Here is a 15,267-nt window from a genome sequence, read left to right on the forward strand (position 1 = left end):
GTAGAGACGTTTCATGAAACGTCTCTACAATGTTTAGGCCAAAAATTCTCATGGGGTAACAAACCCGGATTTGGTATTATATCTTGCCAGCAACCTGAATTTGATCGAAAATTGCCCCCTCAGCAAAAAACTTCGTCTGGATAGTATCCCATCCCCCCAAATCTTGAACGGTGAAGAGAGTTTGGAGTTGGGGAAAGTTCTGAGCTACTTCTGCTACCACGCTAGGGTTAACGGCACGGAATCCTAACTTAGCAAATTCTTGTTGAGCTTCAGTAGTGTAAAGAAAATCGACAAATGCTTGTGCAATTTGTCTAGTGCCGTGCTTATCAACGTTTTTGTCCACAATAGCAACAGGATTATCGATCGAGATGTTAATGTCAGGTACTATATAAGGTAGCTTCTCACCATTGAGCCCAGCCAGAATTACCTCATCTTCGTAGTTGAGCAAGACATCTCCCTTACCTTGCTTGAAAAATATATCGCTAGCCTGACGCGCATTGTTGGTTAGCACGGGTACGTTTTTATAAACTTTGGTGATATACTCCCGTGCTTGAGCTTCGTCACCACCTTTTTGGGTTACAGAACCCCATAAAGCCAAGAAATTTCAAATAGCAATACCAGATGTTTTGGGGTTAGCCGTAATGATACTCAGGTCATCTTTTGTCAAGTCTTCCCAACTTTTGATGCCTTTTGGATTGCCAGGGCGGGTAACAATAGCGACTACAGAACGGGTAACAATACCACCTCTAGAAGCTTTTTTTTCCCAACCCGGTTTAATCAAACCTGCCTGCTCAATTTTACGGGTGTCAAGGGCGAGAGAGAGGTGTACTATATCTGCTGCTTGCGAGCCATCAATGACCGCACGGGCTTGGGAACCAGACCCCCCATAACTCTGCTCGATAGTGACGTTTTGATTATGTTCTTTCTGCCACTTTTCTACAAATTTAGGAACGATCTGCTCGTAAGCTGCTTGAGTAACCGAGTAGGAAACTAGGGATAACTTTACATCACCCTTAGAAGCCGAGTTGACATTGTTTCCACAGGCCGCGATCGCTATACTCAAGCTAGCTCCCACCAAAAATAGAGATACCAAGCCCCATAGAGAGCGTCCGTTTGACTTACTTTTTATTGAGCCTTGATACCAATGTCTAATACCCTGCAAAGCTTTTTGAATTTTGTAGGGGGTAGCCCTTTTCAAAGAGTTTATTGAACTTTGAATTGTCATATTTTTTCTCTCCAAATTTTAAATAAGTTGGTTGATCTTAAGGCGTGTTGGTGAGGAATCCAACATCTGCCTTGCGGGACTCAACCAAATTTACCGCTGATGTAAGCCTTGGCTTCTTTAGTACTGGAGTTTAGACTAACCGCGCTTAAAAGCGCGGTTAGTCTAAACTCCTATATCCAAGAGATGAAAGTAAAAAGATGACGAAACAGTCGTACAAGTGTACTAATGACACAGGTACGACCATCTGGTAGAAACTGGAAGTTGTACCACCAACTACCATCTACCTATGATTCAAGCTGACAAACTCAAAGCTTTTCGTCAAGAGGCTTATCAACATCTAACCAGAGCCAAAGATGCCACGTTTGAATTAACAGATGCCATCCTGCTCACCCCTGAAAGCTTACTGTTTAGCAGACCTATCATTATCACCAGTATTTCGACGCTCTTGGCCTAGCATCTATGAAGCTTTACAAGATTGTAGACCACAGCGCAATAAGTTAATGCGTCTGTACATCCAACAGATGCCAAGGGATGTACGTCCAATCCTAGCAGGCGACCACACAAGTTGGTCACGACCTGATGCTCACACACTACAAGAAAGAACGATTGAACACCTTGCCAGTAGCATTGATGGGAATCGACCGATTACCATCGGTCAGGGATACAGTACAATTGCCTGGATACCAGAAGATGCCATGCCGGTAGTTGGGCCTTACCTTTAAGACACGAACGGATTACCAGTTGGGAAAATCCCATCAAGAAAGCCGTATGGCAACTCCAACAAGTCTGTAAATATTTACCCCAAAGACCGATTTCTTTGTGGGATAGCGAATATGGATGCGCCCCTTTTATCCTCAAAACCGCTTCGATTCCCGCCGACAAATTAATCCGACTCCGCTCCAATTTATGTTTACGGACTTCGCCGCCACCATATTGTGGTAAGGGTCGTCCTCGCCTACATGGAGATAAGTTTAAACTTAATGATTCTACCACTTGGACAACAGCAATTGAAAGTGTAGAATTAGAACATCCGACATTAGGACAGAACTTAGGATGAGAGGAGCAATCTCCTAAATCTTAAGTTCTTCCGTTCATTTAAATGTCGAGAAGCGTTGCCGAAGGTAAATTGCGGAGCCATTCAAAACCAAAATCAATAACAGTAGAACAATGATTGACGCTGCTGCTGATTCAGCAAAACCAGGCTCAGGCCGAGTAATGTATGTGTAAATTTGGATGGGCAAGGCCATAAAACGCTGAAACAAACCCGGATTAAATGTGAGAAAACTTACGGCTCCAATGACGATTAGAGAAGCCGCATCCCCAATGGCACGGGAGACTGAAATAATCACCCCTGTTAAAATCCCCGGAACCGCATAAGGTAAGACATGATTCCACACCGTCTGCCATTTAGTTGTGCCTAAGCCATAGGAAGCTTGTCGTAAAGAATCGGGAACAGCTCGAATTGCCTCTCTGGCAGTCACAATAATTACTGGTAAAGACAGTAAAGACAACGTTAGCGCTCCAGAAAGTAATGCGGGGCCGAAGTTCAAAAGATAATTGAAAACGCCTAACCCCAATAGACCATAGACAATTGAAGGGACTCCAGCTAGGTTGCTAATATTAATTTCAATAATATCAGTCCACCAAGCTTTCGGTGCATATTCTTCAAGATATAAAGCCGCTCCTACACCGATAGGTACAGCAATTAACATAACTAATCCCGCGAGAAGCATACTGCCAAAAATAGCAGGACGTATGCCGCCTTGTTCGGGAAACCGAGAAGGAGTTTCAGTCAAAAAACCCGGTGTCAGCAGTCTGCCAAGTCCATCCTTGAAGACATCGAATACCAGGACGGCAAGCACTATTAAACCAATACTCAGACCAATCAGAAAGATGATTTCAAAGATTTTTCCTGTTGTTTCTCTCTTCTCTATATTGGGAGTAAACTCTTCGCGTGGTTCTTGGAAGTTGTTTTGGAAAATCGAATTAGTCATGTTTATCACTCGTACTTTTCTTTATAACGATTAGAAATCCAATGACTGACAATGTTTAAAGTTAGAGTCATCAAAAAGAGAACTGCTCCCACAGCATATAAGGTGTTGTAATTAACACTACCACGGGGGCTATCACCTCCTGAAATTTGAGCCATATAAGCTGTCATTGTTTCTACTGATTGAAAGGGATTAAGGCTGATTCTCGGCTCTTGCCCAGCAGCAATTAGTACAGTCATTACGCTGGTAATGGATTTGTTGGGTTTCGCGATCGCACAAGCCCAACTTTAGATTGACTATTTTTCTTAAAGAAGATTTCCGATTGGTTCGCCCGGTTTTGCATCTTTAAATTTAGAACCCGTTTCACCTGAAGCAAGTTTTTGTTTTACTCTGGGGTAAGCATCGTCGGGTAGCGCTACGTAACCGACTTGATCGACCCATTTCCAAGAATTTTCTAGATAGAAATCAGCAAATTCCCTTACGGCTGGTTTGTTATCCAGGGAAGTCTTGCTTACATAGATAAACACGGGACGAGACAAAGGTAGATAAATATTTCTCACAACATTATCTAGAGGAACTGGTTTTTCACACTTTCCTTTTGGACTTTCCACACCAACCAAGTTCAGCTTGTCTTGATTTTCCATGTAGTAAGATATCCCCACGTACCCTATAGCATTTGTGTCGCCCGCAATCCCTTGAACAAGGACGTTTTGATTGTGACTGGTAGTATAGTCCGTGCGACTATTTTTGGCTTTGCCAGTGACTGCTTGTGTGAAATAATCAAATGTTCCAGTATCAGAAGCCGGGGCATAAAGCTTTAACCGCTGGTCGGGAAAATTTGGATTAATTTGATTCCAATTGGTTATTTTACGGTCTGATTTGGAGTTCCAAATTTTGTTAAGTTCTTCAATCGTCAAACATTTTGCAAAGTTGTTTTGACGATTGACAATCACCGCAATTCCGTCTAAAGCGACAGGGAGTTCTACAAAATCAATGCCCTTCTTTTTACATCTTTCGATTTCTTCATCTTTAATGGAACGTGACGCACCAACAATATCAATTTCTCCAGCGCAAAACTTACTCATGCCACCGCCAGTACCACTTGAAGCAACGCTAACCTGAGCACCTGGCTTAAGTTTTTGAAATTCTTCAGCAACGGCTTGATGAATAGGAAAACCTACGGCTCCACCATCAATACTCACCTGATTTTGCTTCTGCTCCACCTGACTGCAAGAAGTTATACCGCAGGTAAGAGCAATCAGAAATGGCAGAAAAACTCGGCTATTTAACTGAGGCTGCCCAAGAGTATTGCGATTAAAAGATAAATGTTTCTGCATAGGTATTGGCTAAGCAAAATCTGTACTTGAGGTATTTGTATCAAGAGCAACTCAGTACGATCGAGACCCTCGATCGGTCATCGAAAATGCGATCGCACTGGCTAACGCTACGCCCTAGCTGTCCCCCCAGGAGTTGGGAGAGAGCTTTGGTCTGTTAAAATCCGGTTTATCGATCGATTTACCGTACTTTTTATTCATATTACAAACGTTAAGTACGTTTGTCCATCTAAAGATGGATCTGCCGCTGACTTTTTGGGCGCAGCTACCTGTGTATTATTGCCGTAGTAACAAATATTACTAAAATCCACTCGATTGACCGAGGAACTGTAATGGGATTTTATTGGGATAGGCGGTGGGCTTCTCGTGCTGGCTGTCAATCTACTGACAACGGATTTCGGGGAGGACTATCTCGCCTTGGCCCAGAGCTGGTCAACCTCTGCATTTCTGGGGGTTGATTGTCGATCGAGTTTTAGGTGCTGGACAGTCTAATCAGCGGGCTGGCGAATTTTCCGTCAACCTGGATTTGGGCTACAAAGTAGAAAAAGGCCAAATTGTCGGTCGCGTCAAAAATACAATGGTAGCTGGTAGTATTTTTGAGGCGTTTCAGAATTTGGTGGATTTGAGCGATCGCCCGCAGTGGGTGGGCGGCGGTGCTTATCCGCCCAGTATACTGTTCCAGCACTTAAGTGTGGCTGCTCGTCAGAGTTAGTGGTTGTTTAGGAATTAACCGCAGAGACGCAGAGAGGAGAAAGCGGAGTGAAATCACCTGTTTTAGCGATTGGTAAGACTAAGCTTGACTTTGTTTGGGGGATTCGCGCCAAAGTGCGAATGTCTGTTCTGTGGGTGGTGCTGTTGGCATCGCTCTTGCTTGCTGGTTGTGTACAGTACGATTTGGGAGTGACTTTTAATAGTACGAATAGGGGTAATATCGTACAGTCTATTAAGCTGGGAGAACAACTAACTGCGTTTAGCAGTGACACGGCTCTTGATTGGTTAAACAGCATTGAGCGTCGCGCTGGGCAGTTGCGAGGGACAACTAGGCGAATTTCCGATCGGGAATTGACTGTTACGATTCCTTTCAATAATGGCGCAGAGTTAGATCGGAAATTTAACGCATTTTTCAACCCGATCGATCGTAAAACAGATATCTCTGCTACTACCACGGCTGTCGATTTTCCTGAATTTAAATCGGCATTCAGTCTGAAGCAGAATAATTTCTTTCTCGTGGTGAAGAATCGGTTGAGCTACGATCTGGATTTGCGATCGCTTGAGGTGATATCTCCTAACGCTAACATCGTTGTTAATCCAGGTTCCCTCTTGCAATTAGAGTTTCGCCTCAACACCCCAAGGGGTGCCACTAGCGTTAGCAACGCGGAGAATGGCATTAGTCCAGAAACCTTACAAGACGGACATCAATTGGTTTGGATGCTTCAACCCGGTCAAATCAACCATCTGGAAGCTGTATTCTGGCTTCCCAGTCCTTTGGGAATTGGTGCGATTGCGATCGCTTTGTTCGTGGCGGGAGGAATTTATCTGAAATCTCGGATGTCGCCACCCGTCACAATAGGGCATCGCCCAACCGCCTCTAGTGTCAAATTAGGTTAGAATCGATTCCTCCCCTAGCTCTAAAATCCCTTGCCTGCAATAATAAGGTACAGGCTGGTAGTTGACTGGGAGATGGGGCAAAATCAGGGACAAAAAGTATTGATGGCTACAAAACACTGACAATTTGCAGTAATACTAAAACGTAAACAAATACAAGTGAGCTGAGGAGTCAAGAAATTGCGAAAAGTTGAAGCGATTATTCGGCCATTCAAACTCGACGAAGTAAAGATCGCGTTAGTCAATGCTGGCATTGTGGGGATGACGGTTTCTGAAGTCCGAGGATTTGGACGCCAAAAAGGCCAGACAGAACGCTATCGCGGTTCCGAATACACCGTTGAGTTTCTGCAAAAACTCAAGATTGAGGTTGTAATTGAAGATGAGCAAGTCGATCTAGTTGTAGATAAAATTATCGCAGCAGCTCGGACTGGGGAAATCGGTGATGGCAAGATTTTCATCACGCCTGTCGATCAAGTCGTGCGGATTAGGACTGGGGAAAAGAATATGGAAGCCATTTAGGGGCTAGAAAAGTCAGTAGGGGCGGGTTTTGTAAAATATTCTGTTAGTAATGAGATGTGTGGGCTAAACCCGCCCGTACAAAAGTCAAAAGTCAAAAAGGGGCTAAGGTCTAGAAAATCCTTAGTCCCTAATCTCTATGTAACACAAGTTGCTAGTTAGTCGTAGGTACGTTGTTGCGCTTTAGCGCTCTCATCGTAACAACATACGGATTTGCAAGTAATACCAAATCCGGGTTTGTTACCCCTTTTAATTTTTGATCTAAACATTGTAGAGACGTTTCATGAAACGTCTCTACAATGTTTAGACATAAAGGGGGTCATTGAAGCGGATTTGGTATTACTTGCAACTTGAGTTATGTAGCATCTGTAACTGGGGTAATAAAGTTTTGAAAGCTTGGCCCCGATGACTGAGCGATCGCTTTAACTCCGGTGTCATCTGGGCAAAGGTGAGCCGCTGCTCTGGAACGTAAAAAATTGGGTCGTAGCCAAAGCCGCCTGTGCCGCGCGGAGCGCGGAGAATTTCGCCAAAGCATATCCCTTCTGTTTCCAGCGCAATTGAACCATCTGGACGAGCTAGAGCTACGGCACAGACAAACTGAGCTTCCCGATTCAGTTCGTTACCCAATTCAAAGAGTAACCGTTCAATTCGCTCGGCGTCTGTTTTGCCATAACGAGCAGAGTAGATACCCGGTGCGCCATTTAAGGCATCGACTGATAAACCGGAATCATCTGCTATAGCCCATTCTCCTGTTGTTATTGCCACCTGGGACGCCTTGAGGCAAGCATTTGCCATAAAAGTGTCTCCCGTCTCCTCAATCTCCAGATCGTCTGGCTTAAGCGTCAATTCCCATTCCAAACCAGCCAAATATTCCTGCATTTCCCGCAGTTTACCTGGATTTCCCGTAGCTACTACCAACAAAGTCATAAACCAAAATCTCAGACTGAATTTGCCCAGTTTTTAGCCCAGTTTAATCTTTGATGCACTTCCTCTAAATTGGCAGCTTCGCAATAAAGACGGAGGACAGGTTCTGTACCGCTGAAGCGAATCATCAACCAACTGCGATCGGCTAAACGAAATTTATAACCATCAATGGTGTTGCAATCAACAACATTTTGTCCGGCAATTTCCGTTAAAGGGCGATTTTTTAGCTGTTCGAGAAGGCGCGATCGCACGTCCATGCTCGCGAGCGGCAAATCGATGCGATCGTATGCAGAAAAAAAGTTTGTTTGTGACTGCAATCTATGATATAGGTCGCTCAAATCCATGCCAGATTGAACAACAGCTTCTAGCACGTATAGCGCTGACAATAAAGCATCCCGCTCTGGTATGTGAGTTCCATAGCCAATTCCCCCAGACTCTTCACCACCTAACAAGACTTTAGCTTCTAACATCCGATCGGCGATATATTTGTAGCCAACTGCCGTTTCAAATACGGGCAAATTATACAGCGATGCTACGAGAGGAATTAAGTCAGAACCGCTAACGGTTTTGACTACTTCGCCGCTCCAACCTCGTCGGGTTGCGAGGTGTTCGAGCAATATCGGTATTAATATTTGGGAACTAAGGAAGTTACCTTGTCCATCGACGGCGGCGATGCGATCGCTATCTCCATCAAATACAAACCCGATCGACAAACCATTCTTATCGTTACGGCGATGAGTCCGCATCAAGCGGAACATCTGGGAAAGGTAACGCGCCAGGGGTTCTGGCGCACCGCCACCAAACAGCGGGTCGCGATCGCTGTTAATTTCTTGGATAGGTAAACCCAGCAATTGTCCCAGTCCACCAGCAGCAGCACCGTGCATCACGTCAGCAAAGACAGTTATCTTATTTTGGGCTAGAGCATCCTTAATTCGATCGATATCCACCTTAGCTCTTAACCCTTCACAGTAGCTGGGCCAAGGATTGAACATTTCTAGACTACCTGGCGTCGCCGCCGACGGCAACTCAGAAGTCAACAATGCTTCAATCTGCTGCGTCACTTCCGGGGGAACCGACCCCCCAAAAGCACTCTTGACTTTCAAACCCAAATATGAGCCGGGATTGTGGCTGGCTGTCATCACCAATGCACCCAAGGCGTTAAGTTGTTTGGCGGCCCAACTAAAAGCCGGAGTGGGAGCGTAGCATTCTGATAGCAGTACATCAAAACCAGCCGCACGGACTGCTTCCGCCGCTTTGCGGGCAAAAGTTTCTGCTAAAAAGCGACGATCGTAACCGACGATAATCCTACGGTTTGCCGTCGTCTCGCCATAGACTTTCGCTAAGACTTGTGCAGCAACAGGTGCTACTAAAGCCACGCGATCGAACGTAAAGTCTGCTGCAATGATGCCCCGCCAGCCATCTGTACCAAATTTAATGGGATTAACGGCGATCGGCTCATAGGAAGGGTGAACCATAAATCTGCCTCGCTAGGGACTCACACACCAACTTTTCGAGTGTATCCAATTGAGACTCCTCGCGCTATAAGCTTTCTTTCTTCGGTGTAGCATCACCAAGAGGAATTAGGGGGACCAACCATTGGAACCTCACCCCCCTGCCCCCCTCTCCGACCTCGGAGAGGGGGGGGAGAAGGGAGAAATACCCCCCCTCCGACCTCGGAGAAGGGAGAAATACCCCCCTCCCTGTGGACGGGGAGGGGTTAGGGGAGGGGTTCCACTGTCCCCCTCTCCGACCTCAGAGAGGGGGGGGAGAAGGGAGAAATACCCCCCTCCCTGTGGACGGGGAGGGGTTAGGGGTATTTCTCCCCCCTCCCTGTGGACGGGGAGGGGTTAGGGGAGGGGTTCCACTGTCCCGGTTTAGACTGGTAGCCAGAATTAGCAGTAGCGATCGCACTCACCAAGGTAGGGCAGTCTTCTGTAAGATCGGAAATCGGTGCTATAGCTTAAGCTTAGTGTGGCTAGTGCGCTCAAAGAATAGTTCCCAGCAAAAGAAAAGAAGACTTTTATATGTCTCAAGAGCGTCTGTTAACAGGGATATCTGGTCTAGATGAGCTGCTTGATGGCGGTCTGATTCCAGGGCGAGCCTATTTAGTGCGGGGTGGCCCTGGCTCAGGCAAGACTACCTTGGGATTGCACTTTCTTGCTTCTGGCGTTGCCAATGGCGAAAAAACGCTCTATATCACATTAGGAGAACCGGCAGAGCAAATCCGCACCAATGCTGAAGCTCTCGGTTTTGACCAAAAAAATATTAGTTTTCTCGATCTCAGCCCCACATCGGAATTTTTCACCGATATTCAGACCTACGACATTTTCTCACCAGCTGAGGTGGAACGAGAACCAACCACCCAAAAAATTATTGACGAGGTAAAGAGGCTCAAACCGCAGCGGGTATTTCTGGACGCCATGACCCAGTTCCGCTACCTGTCTACAGATACTTTTCAATTCCGCAAACAAGTGCTTTCATTCATGCGCTTTTTAGTGGAACAGAAAATTACTGTACTTTTCACCTCAGAAGGCAGCGAGGCGGCTCCAGATGACGATCTGCAATTTATGAGCGATGGGATCGTTAACCTCAACTACTTGCTTGACAAACGAACCATCTGCATCACCAAGTTTCGGGGATCTGGCTTCCAGGCTGGATATCACTCAATCCGATTGACAAGTATGGGAATGGAGGTTTTCCCGCGTTTGCAACCTGGAACGTACAAGAAGGTGTTTGCGCCTGAATCCGTCTCCTCTGGCATCCCGGAACTAGACCAACTGCTCCACGGCGGACTGGAGAGAGGTACAGTGACCATTCTGAGCGGCCCAAGTGGGGTGGGCAAAACCACGATCGGTCTTCAGTTTATGAAAGAAGCAGCGGGTAGAGGCGAGCGATCGGTAGTTTACTCCTTTGAAGAGGAATTGGAGATCATCGTCCGTCGCTGTCAGAACGTCAACATCCCTGCCCAAAGTATGATCGAGCGAGGTACACTCTCCTTGGTCAAAATCGAGCCTCTGCAATTTACGCCCGATGAATTTGCCCACTTGGTGCGTCAGCAAGTTGAGCAGCAAGAAACAAGCATCGTCATGATTGACAGTGTTTCTGGCTATCGCCTTGCTGTCCGAGGTGAGGATTTGGTCAGCCATCTCCACTCCATGTGCAAGTATCTCGCCAACATGGGCATTACGGTTATTTTAGTCAATCAAACAGAAGCCTTTGGCGGGGAGTACCGAGGTAGCGAATATAGGATCAGCTATTTGGCAGATAACTTCATTTTCATGCGCTACTTGGAGCGCTACGTGGACTCCAAACTTGAGCTGCGTAAGGCAATTGGAGTCCTGAAGAAACGGTTGACTGACTTTGAAAAAAGCCTGCGGGAAATTCAAATTACTCGTTACGGCATTAAAGTGGGCGACCCGATATCGGGACTGAGGGGCATCTTTAGCGACCTCCCACAAATGGGCAAGGCTACAGACGAGGATTAACTATGAATGATAAGCCATTTATTCTGGCAGTAGACCATAATCGACGTAACCTGGAATTGCTCGGACAATTCCTCAATAAAGAAGGATACCAAACCATCTCTGCTGGTAGCCAGCAAGAGTTTGAGCAAGCTTTGAGTGGGGAAGCTGAAATTGGGCTGGTTCTGGTAGATATCTCCGGTTTCGATCGGCATATTTGGGATTTATGCGAGAAATTGCGGGATGACCAAATTCCTTTTCTGGTGATTTCGCCCAAACAAAGTGCGGCCATTCAGCAGGAAAGCATTGCTCATGGAGCCCGTAGTATGGTGGTAAAGCCACTTGCGATCAAAGAGTTTTTGGGCATGATTCGAGGCTTAATGGGTGAATAAAAATGAGCCGTATCTTACTGCTTCTAGATCACAAAAATAACCGTCGCCTCCTGTGGGATTGGTTGAGCAGGTATCATGAGGTTTTGCTGCCCGATGAAAAAAATCCTGAATTGCTATTTTTAAGTGCTGAGTCTGGTTCTTGTCCGATCGCTTCTTCAGCAGAAGAGAATAAAGATATTGATTTTGACTTATGTATTTTAGATGGTCTGGCTCTAGACCGGGTATGGCAATGGGTGCAAGCTAGAAGGGAGGTTGAGCGCCCAGTTTTTCTACCGTTTCTCCTGCTTACCTCCCGCCAAAAGGTAGGGATAGCTACACGACACCTGTGGCAAAGCGTTGACGAATTGATTATCAGTCCGATTGAGAAGGTGGAATTGCAGGCGAGGGTGGAAATTTTGTTGCGATCGCGAAACCTATCCCTACAACTTCACTCGGCCAACAAAGAACTGCAAAAACATAGCGAACTCAAAAGCCGATTGGTTTCAATGGTTTCTCACGAAATTCGCAACCCGCTCTCCCTGATTTTGGGTTTTGCAAAAATAATTGAATGTCACTTTTCTGAATTGTCTTGGCAGCGAATACTAGAATATTTAAAGCAAATTATATTAGCTGTTAATAGGATGGATCACCTGGCAGAAGGTTTATTAGTAATCGGTAGGTTAGACCTGGGGAAACAAGATTTTTATCCAACTCCAATATATTTAGAAAAATTCTGTAAATCTGTAGCCCAAGAAATAGAATTTACCAACCATAATAAACACGAGATTATTTTTCGTACCTTCTACTCAACTGACTCCGAACTGACTGCAACCCATGTAGAAAACAAACTGACAAATGCTTGTATGGATGAAGATCTGTTACAGTACATTTTGTCCAACTTGCTCTCGAATGCAGTTAAATATTCACCCGCAGGAAGTTCTGTCCATTTTGACTTGATTTGTGATGGCGACAGAGCTATTTTCCATATCGAGGATAAGGGTATTGGAATTCCTAAAGAAGAGCAACCCCTATTATTTGAAGCATTCCATCGAGCTTCTAATGTTGGCAAAATAGTCGGGAACGGTTTAGGATTATGTATTGTCAAACAATCTGTAGACTTACACGGCGGAAAGATAGAATTTACCAGTGAAGTCGGTATGGGAACCAAGTTTACGGTGACGCTGCCATTAAACCGCTTGGAAAAGTAAGTTTTATCTGCGTACCTATAAAACCAATTGAGTAATGCCAGAAACCGGGTTTCTCATCCCCTAGAACACCAATTCAGTAATCGTAGGGGCGAAGCATTCGGGCAAAAAATCTAGGGTAAGAGCGATAGCTTTTCTGCCCGAATGCTAATGCCTCCGGCACGCTATGCGCTCTCGTCGCAGGCTACGCCAACGCGAACGCCCCTACAAGCTATAGCAACCGCCAAGTATTACTGAATCGGTGTTCTAGGTTAAGAGAGAAGAAGGCGTCGGAGGGATAATTTCAAATTTTAGATTTCAGATTTCTTGAAATTAAATCTAAAATCTAATATCTAAAATTACCCTAGCCCCTCTTAATAAGCATCCTGCAATTCGTAAAAATCTGGGGAGATGTAATCCTTACGCAGGGGCCAGCCGACCCAATCTTCCGGCATTAAAATTCGCTTCAGGTTTGGGTGTCCTTCGTAGATAATGCCGTACATATCGTAGGATTCCCGTTCTTGCCAGTCTGCTGTTTTCCAAATCCAATACACCGAAGGCACTTTGGGGTTTTCCCTGGGCAGAAATACCTTCACCCGGACTTCTTGCGGGCGATCGGCATAATCGCTCACTTTAATCAAGTGGTAAAAGCTGACAAAATCCTGACCTGGCCCAGCATCGTAGCCACCTTGACACTGAAGGTAGTTAAAGCCGTAGGCGTAGAGAGCTGTGCAAAGCGGGATGAGGAAATCTGACTCAACTTTGATAATTTCCACACCCTGATGATCTGCTTCCAAAACCTCATGGTCAAAACCGTTTTCTGTCAGCCAACGGGAAACAATACCGGCTTCCACGAGTTGAGATTCTTCAGCCACGTTCAACCTCCTGCTTCTGTGCTGTCATCAAAGCTGGTGGGACAGGTGTGCCGATCGCTTCCGTCAATTCCTTCGGTGGTGCTTGGCGAGTGGGTGACTGGATATACTTTCCGGTCAAGATAGCAGGCACAGCCTTCATCTTATGGGTTGTGCTGTAATAGCGATGAGTTTGGCGCAATTTTCCCCGGTCTTGAATGGAATCGTTACCGATTTTCTTCCGCAGTTTGACGATCGCATCCATAATCGCTTCTGGACGAGGCGGACAGCCCGGTAAGTAGACATCCACCGGAATGAGTTTATCCACACCGCGAACTGCCGTTGGGGAATCGACGCTGAACATACCGCCCGTAATTGTGCAGGCTCCCATAGCGATGACATACTTAGGCTCTGGCATTTGCTCGTAGAGACGAACCAGAGCCGGGGCCATTTTCATGGTGATTGTGCCTGCGGTGATGATTAAATCCGCTTGTCTGGGGCTGGAACGGGGAACCAGACCAAATCTGTCAAAATCAAACCGAGAGCCGATCATCGCCGCTACTTCAATAAAGCAACAGGCCGTACCGAACAGCAGGGGCCATAAGCTAGAGAGACGAGCCCAGTCGTAGAGGTCATCAACTGTAGTGAGGATGACGTTTTCCGAAAGGTCTTGAGTGACAGAAGTTCGCTGTATCGGATTGAGGATTATATCTTTGTAATCATCCTCTGAATTACGAGTTTGAGAGTTTATGACCATTCCAGGGCTCCTTTGCGCCATGCGTAAACGAGAGCAACGACAAGAATCGCTATAAAGATCAGCGCTTCAACAAAGGCTAGGAGTCCCAGCCTGCTGAAGGCGACAGCCCAGGGATATAGGAAAACCGTCTCAACGTCAAAGATGACGAAGACCAGGGCGAACATATAGTAACGAATGTTGAACTGAATCCAAGCTCCCCCAATGGGTTCCATGCCCGATTCGTAGGTAGTGCGCCGCTCTGGGCCGCGACGACTAGGCCGGAGTAGCTTCGACGCGGTGAGAGCAAGGACAGGCACTAGGCTGCAAACAATCAGGAAGCCTAGCAAATACTCGTAGCCACTGAGGACAAACACGATTAATAGCTACCGTTTTGGCGAAAGGACGTTTGTTACTTATTTTTACATTTTGACATTCTCGTGCAGTCTGTGGGAATAGGGAAGAAGGGACTAGGGGCTAGGGACTAGGGACTAGGGGAAGAGAGGAGTGGGGAATAAGGGACTAGGGGAAAAGAGGAGTGGGGAGTGGGAGAGTGGGAAAGTAACTTGTTTTCTTCTTCCCTTCTGACCCTAGTCCCAAGTCCCTAGTCCCTAGCCCCTATTGAATTATTTTTCCCCAATCACCAATGTATGTCATAATTTGTAACAGAGTTTTTAAGCTTTGACCTGTAACTCTATTTTTTCCCTGATGAGCAATCAAGCTGTTGATGCCAACGCGCTGGATCGTTATGAATGTAGCGCTTGCGGCTATGTTTACGAGCCCGATCGGGGTGACAGCAAGCAGGATATTTCTCCTGGAATTTCCTTTGAAGAGTTAGCTGCTGATTGGCGCTGTCCCGTTTGTGGCGTGCGGAAGTCGAAGTTCCAAAATATAGGCCCTAAAGGCTCCGCATCTGGATTTAAGTCAAATCTGGGTTATGGTCTGGGGGTGAACACCTTAACGCCAGCTCAGAAGAATTTACTCATTTTTGGGGCTTTAGGACTGGGGGTTATATTTTTCCTTAGTCTCTACGGTTTGCAATGAGAGTTTGACTCTCTTTGCTAAGTACTTT

Annotated in this window: 17 protein-coding genes and 2 pseudogenes; 10 read left to right on the top strand and 9 right to left on the bottom strand. The window is 46.0% G+C overall.

The window, feature by feature from the left end; translation table 11 throughout:
* Nucleotides 1–76: 76 nt before the first annotated feature.
* A pseudogene (locus LAY41_RS20365) lies at nucleotides 77–1,129 on the bottom strand (sulfate ABC transporter substrate-binding protein).
* 382 nt (nucleotides 1,130–1,511) lie between these two features.
* On the opposite strand from LAY41_RS20365, the gene LAY41_RS20370 reads away from it, so the two are divergent.
* From LAY41_RS20370 to LAY41_RS32855, 3 genes are read left to right on the top strand one after another with little or no spacing between them, the layout of a single operon-like run.
* Entirely contained in the window at nucleotides 1,512–1,679 is a 168-nt protein-coding gene (locus tag LAY41_RS20370) for a hypothetical protein (RefSeq protein WP_249102237.1), read from the top strand.
* A gap of 46 nt (nucleotides 1,680–1,725) precedes the next feature.
* Nucleotides 1,726–1,947: a hypothetical protein gene (locus LAY41_RS20375; protein WP_249102245.1), complete on the top strand. Its 222-nt coding sequence runs from the start codon at nucleotides 1,726–1,728 to the stop codon at nucleotides 1,945–1,947.
* Nucleotides 1,948–1,958: 11 nt separating this feature from the next.
* Complete coding sequence (locus LAY41_RS32855; protein ID WP_249102537.1) at nucleotides 1,959–2,282, top strand: transposase; 324 nt, start codon at nucleotides 1,959–1,961, stop codon at nucleotides 2,280–2,282.
* Between the two features lie 34 nt (nucleotides 2,283–2,316).
* On the opposite strand, the gene pstA is transcribed toward LAY41_RS32855, so the two are convergent.
* The 3 genes from pstA to LAY41_RS20395 all read right to left on the bottom strand — a co-directional run bounded on the left by pstA (nucleotide 2,317) and on the right by LAY41_RS20395 (nucleotide 4,553).
* Nucleotides 2,317–3,219 (bottom strand): phosphate ABC transporter permease PstA, encoded by a 903-nt coding sequence (pstA, locus tag LAY41_RS20385; RefSeq protein WP_249102248.1) that lies wholly within the window; start codon nucleotides 3,217–3,219, stop codon nucleotides 2,317–2,319.
* A gap of 5 nt (nucleotides 3,220–3,224) precedes the next feature.
* The gene (locus LAY41_RS20390; protein ID WP_249102251.1) at nucleotides 3,225–3,455 is read right to left on the bottom strand and encodes a hypothetical protein; all 231 of its coding nucleotides are present in this window, start codon (nucleotides 3,453–3,455) and stop codon (nucleotides 3,225–3,227) included.
* 66 nt (nucleotides 3,456–3,521) lie between these two features.
* On the bottom strand, nucleotides 3,522–4,553 hold the full coding sequence (locus tag LAY41_RS20395) for a PstS family phosphate ABC transporter substrate-binding protein (RefSeq protein ID WP_249102254.1): 1,032 nt from the start codon (nucleotides 4,551–4,553) through the stop codon (nucleotides 3,522–3,524).
* Nucleotides 4,554–4,882: 329 nt separating this feature from the next.
* Here LAY41_RS20395 and LAY41_RS20400 point away from each other — a divergent pair.
* The 3 genes and pseudogenes from LAY41_RS20400 (at nucleotide 4,883) to LAY41_RS20410 (ending at nucleotide 6,674) form a co-directional block, all read left to right on the top strand.
* Nucleotides 4,883–5,262, top strand: a pseudogene (locus tag LAY41_RS20400) (metallopeptidase TldD-related protein).
* Between the two features lie 47 nt (nucleotides 5,263–5,309).
* Nucleotides 5,310–6,158 (top strand): DUF3153 domain-containing protein, encoded by an 849-nt coding sequence (locus tag LAY41_RS20405; RefSeq protein WP_249102256.1) that lies wholly within the window; start codon nucleotides 5,310–5,312, stop codon nucleotides 6,156–6,158.
* 177 nt (nucleotides 6,159–6,335) lie between these two features.
* On the top strand, nucleotides 6,336–6,674 hold the full coding sequence (locus tag LAY41_RS20410) for a P-II family nitrogen regulator (protein ID WP_249102258.1): 339 nt from the start codon (nucleotides 6,336–6,338) through the stop codon (nucleotides 6,672–6,674).
* Nucleotides 6,675–7,010: 336 nt separating this feature from the next.
* On the opposite strand, the gene rdgB is transcribed toward LAY41_RS20410, so the two are convergent.
* Nucleotides 7,011–7,598, bottom strand: a complete 588-nt coding sequence (gene rdgB / locus LAY41_RS20415) for an RdgB/HAM1 family non-canonical purine NTP pyrophosphatase (protein WP_249102267.1) — start codon at nucleotides 7,596–7,598, stop codon at nucleotides 7,011–7,013.
* Between the two features lie 11 nt (nucleotides 7,599–7,609).
* Nucleotides 7,610–9,070, bottom strand: coding sequence for a phosphoglucomutase/phosphomannomutase family protein (locus LAY41_RS20420; RefSeq protein ID WP_249102271.1), 1,461 nt, complete (start codon nucleotides 9,068–9,070; stop codon nucleotides 7,610–7,612).
* A 549-nt stretch (nucleotides 9,071–9,619) separates the two neighbouring features.
* Between LAY41_RS20420 and LAY41_RS20425 the strand changes: the two genes are divergently transcribed.
* Genes LAY41_RS20425 through LAY41_RS20435 form a run of 3 tightly spaced genes read left to right on the top strand, consistent with a single transcriptional unit; the run spans nucleotide 9,620 to nucleotide 12,635 of the window.
* Nucleotides 9,620–11,080: an ATPase domain-containing protein gene (locus LAY41_RS20425; protein WP_249102273.1), complete on the top strand. Its 1,461-nt coding sequence runs from the start codon at nucleotides 9,620–9,622 to the stop codon at nucleotides 11,078–11,080.
* A 2-nt stretch (nucleotides 11,081–11,082) separates the two neighbouring features.
* Nucleotides 11,083–11,448: a response regulator gene (locus LAY41_RS20430; protein WP_249102275.1), complete on the top strand. Its 366-nt coding sequence runs from the start codon at nucleotides 11,083–11,085 to the stop codon at nucleotides 11,446–11,448.
* A 2-nt stretch (nucleotides 11,449–11,450) separates the two neighbouring features.
* On the top strand, nucleotides 11,451–12,635 hold the full coding sequence (locus LAY41_RS20435) for an ATP-binding response regulator (protein WP_249102286.1): 1,185 nt from the start codon (nucleotides 11,451–11,453) through the stop codon (nucleotides 12,633–12,635).
* A gap of 350 nt (nucleotides 12,636–12,985) precedes the next feature.
* On the opposite strand, the gene LAY41_RS20440 is transcribed toward LAY41_RS20435, so the two are convergent.
* From LAY41_RS20440 to ndhC, 3 genes are read right to left on the bottom strand one after another with little or no spacing between them, the layout of a single operon-like run.
* Nucleotides 12,986–13,486: an NAD(P)H-quinone oxidoreductase subunit J gene (locus LAY41_RS20440; RefSeq protein WP_338023031.1), complete on the bottom strand. Its 501-nt coding sequence runs from the start codon at nucleotides 13,484–13,486 to the stop codon at nucleotides 12,986–12,988.
* On the bottom strand, nucleotides 13,479–14,219 hold the full coding sequence (ndhK, locus tag LAY41_RS20445) for a photosynthetic/respiratory NAD(P)H-quinone oxidoreductase subunit K (RefSeq protein ID WP_249102290.1): 741 nt from the start codon (nucleotides 14,217–14,219) through the stop codon (nucleotides 13,479–13,481). The genes LAY41_RS20440 and ndhK overlap by 8 nt, the downstream gene beginning before the upstream one ends.
* Nucleotides 14,210–14,572 carry a photosynthetic/respiratory NAD(P)H-quinone oxidoreductase subunit C gene (gene ndhC, locus LAY41_RS20450; protein ID WP_249065716.1) on the bottom strand — a complete coding sequence of 121 codons (363 nt, stop codon included), beginning with the start codon at nucleotides 14,570–14,572 and terminating at the stop codon, nucleotides 14,210–14,212. The genes ndhK and ndhC overlap by 10 nt, the downstream gene beginning before the upstream one ends.
* 331 nt (nucleotides 14,573–14,903) lie before the next feature.
* On the opposite strand from ndhC, the gene LAY41_RS20455 reads away from it, so the two are divergent.
* Nucleotides 14,904–15,239, top strand: coding sequence for a rubredoxin (locus LAY41_RS20455; RefSeq protein WP_249102293.1), 336 nt, complete (start codon nucleotides 14,904–14,906; stop codon nucleotides 15,237–15,239).
* Nucleotides 15,240–15,267 lie beyond the last annotated feature (28 nt).

Source organism: Argonema galeatum A003/A1, from assembly GCF_023333595.1.
Taxonomy (GTDB): Bacteria; Cyanobacteriota; Cyanobacteriia; order Cyanobacteriales; family Aerosakkonemataceae; genus Argonema; species Argonema galeatum.

What these genes read in the sequence shown, in the direction of transcription:
- LAY41_RS20390 (WP_249102251.1), bottom strand. Translation starts at nt 3,455, where the DNA reads ATGACTGTACTAATTGCTGCTGGGCAAGAGCCGAGAATCAGCCTTAAT.
- LAY41_RS20420 (WP_249102271.1), bottom strand. Translation starts at nt 9,070, where the DNA reads ATGGTTCACCCTTCCTATGAGCCGATCGCCGTTAATCCCATTAAATTT.
- LAY41_RS20425 (WP_249102273.1), top strand. Translation starts at nt 9,620, where the DNA reads ATGTCTCAAGAGCGTCTGTTAACAGGGATATCTGGTCTAGATGAGCTG.
- LAY41_RS20375 (WP_249102245.1), top strand. Translation starts at nt 1,726, where the DNA reads ATGCGTCTGTACATCCAACAGATGCCAAGGGATGTACGTCCAATCCTA.
- LAY41_RS20430 (WP_249102275.1), top strand. Translation starts at nt 11,083, where the DNA reads ATGAATGATAAGCCATTTATTCTGGCAGTAGACCATAATCGACGTAAC.
- LAY41_RS20435 (WP_249102286.1), top strand. Translation starts at nt 11,451, where the DNA reads ATGAGCCGTATCTTACTGCTTCTAGATCACAAAAATAACCGTCGCCTC.
- ndhK (WP_249102290.1), bottom strand. Translation starts at nt 14,219, where the DNA reads ATGGTCATAAACTCTCAAACTCGTAATTCAGAGGATGATTACAAAGAT.
- LAY41_RS20395 (WP_249102254.1), bottom strand. Translation starts at nt 4,553, where the DNA reads ATGCAGAAACATTTATCTTTTAATCGCAATACTCTTGGGCAGCCTCAG.
- LAY41_RS20455 (WP_249102293.1), top strand. Translation starts at nt 14,904, where the DNA reads ATGAGCAATCAAGCTGTTGATGCCAACGCGCTGGATCGTTATGAATGT.
- pstA (WP_249102248.1), bottom strand. Translation starts at nt 3,219, where the DNA reads ATGACTAATTCGATTTTCCAAAACAACTTCCAAGAACCACGCGAAGAG.
- rdgB (WP_249102267.1), bottom strand. Translation starts at nt 7,598, where the DNA reads ATGACTTTGTTGGTAGTAGCTACGGGAAATCCAGGTAAACTGCGGGAA.
- LAY41_RS20370 (WP_249102237.1), top strand. Translation starts at nt 1,512, where the DNA reads ATGATTCAAGCTGACAAACTCAAAGCTTTTCGTCAAGAGGCTTATCAA.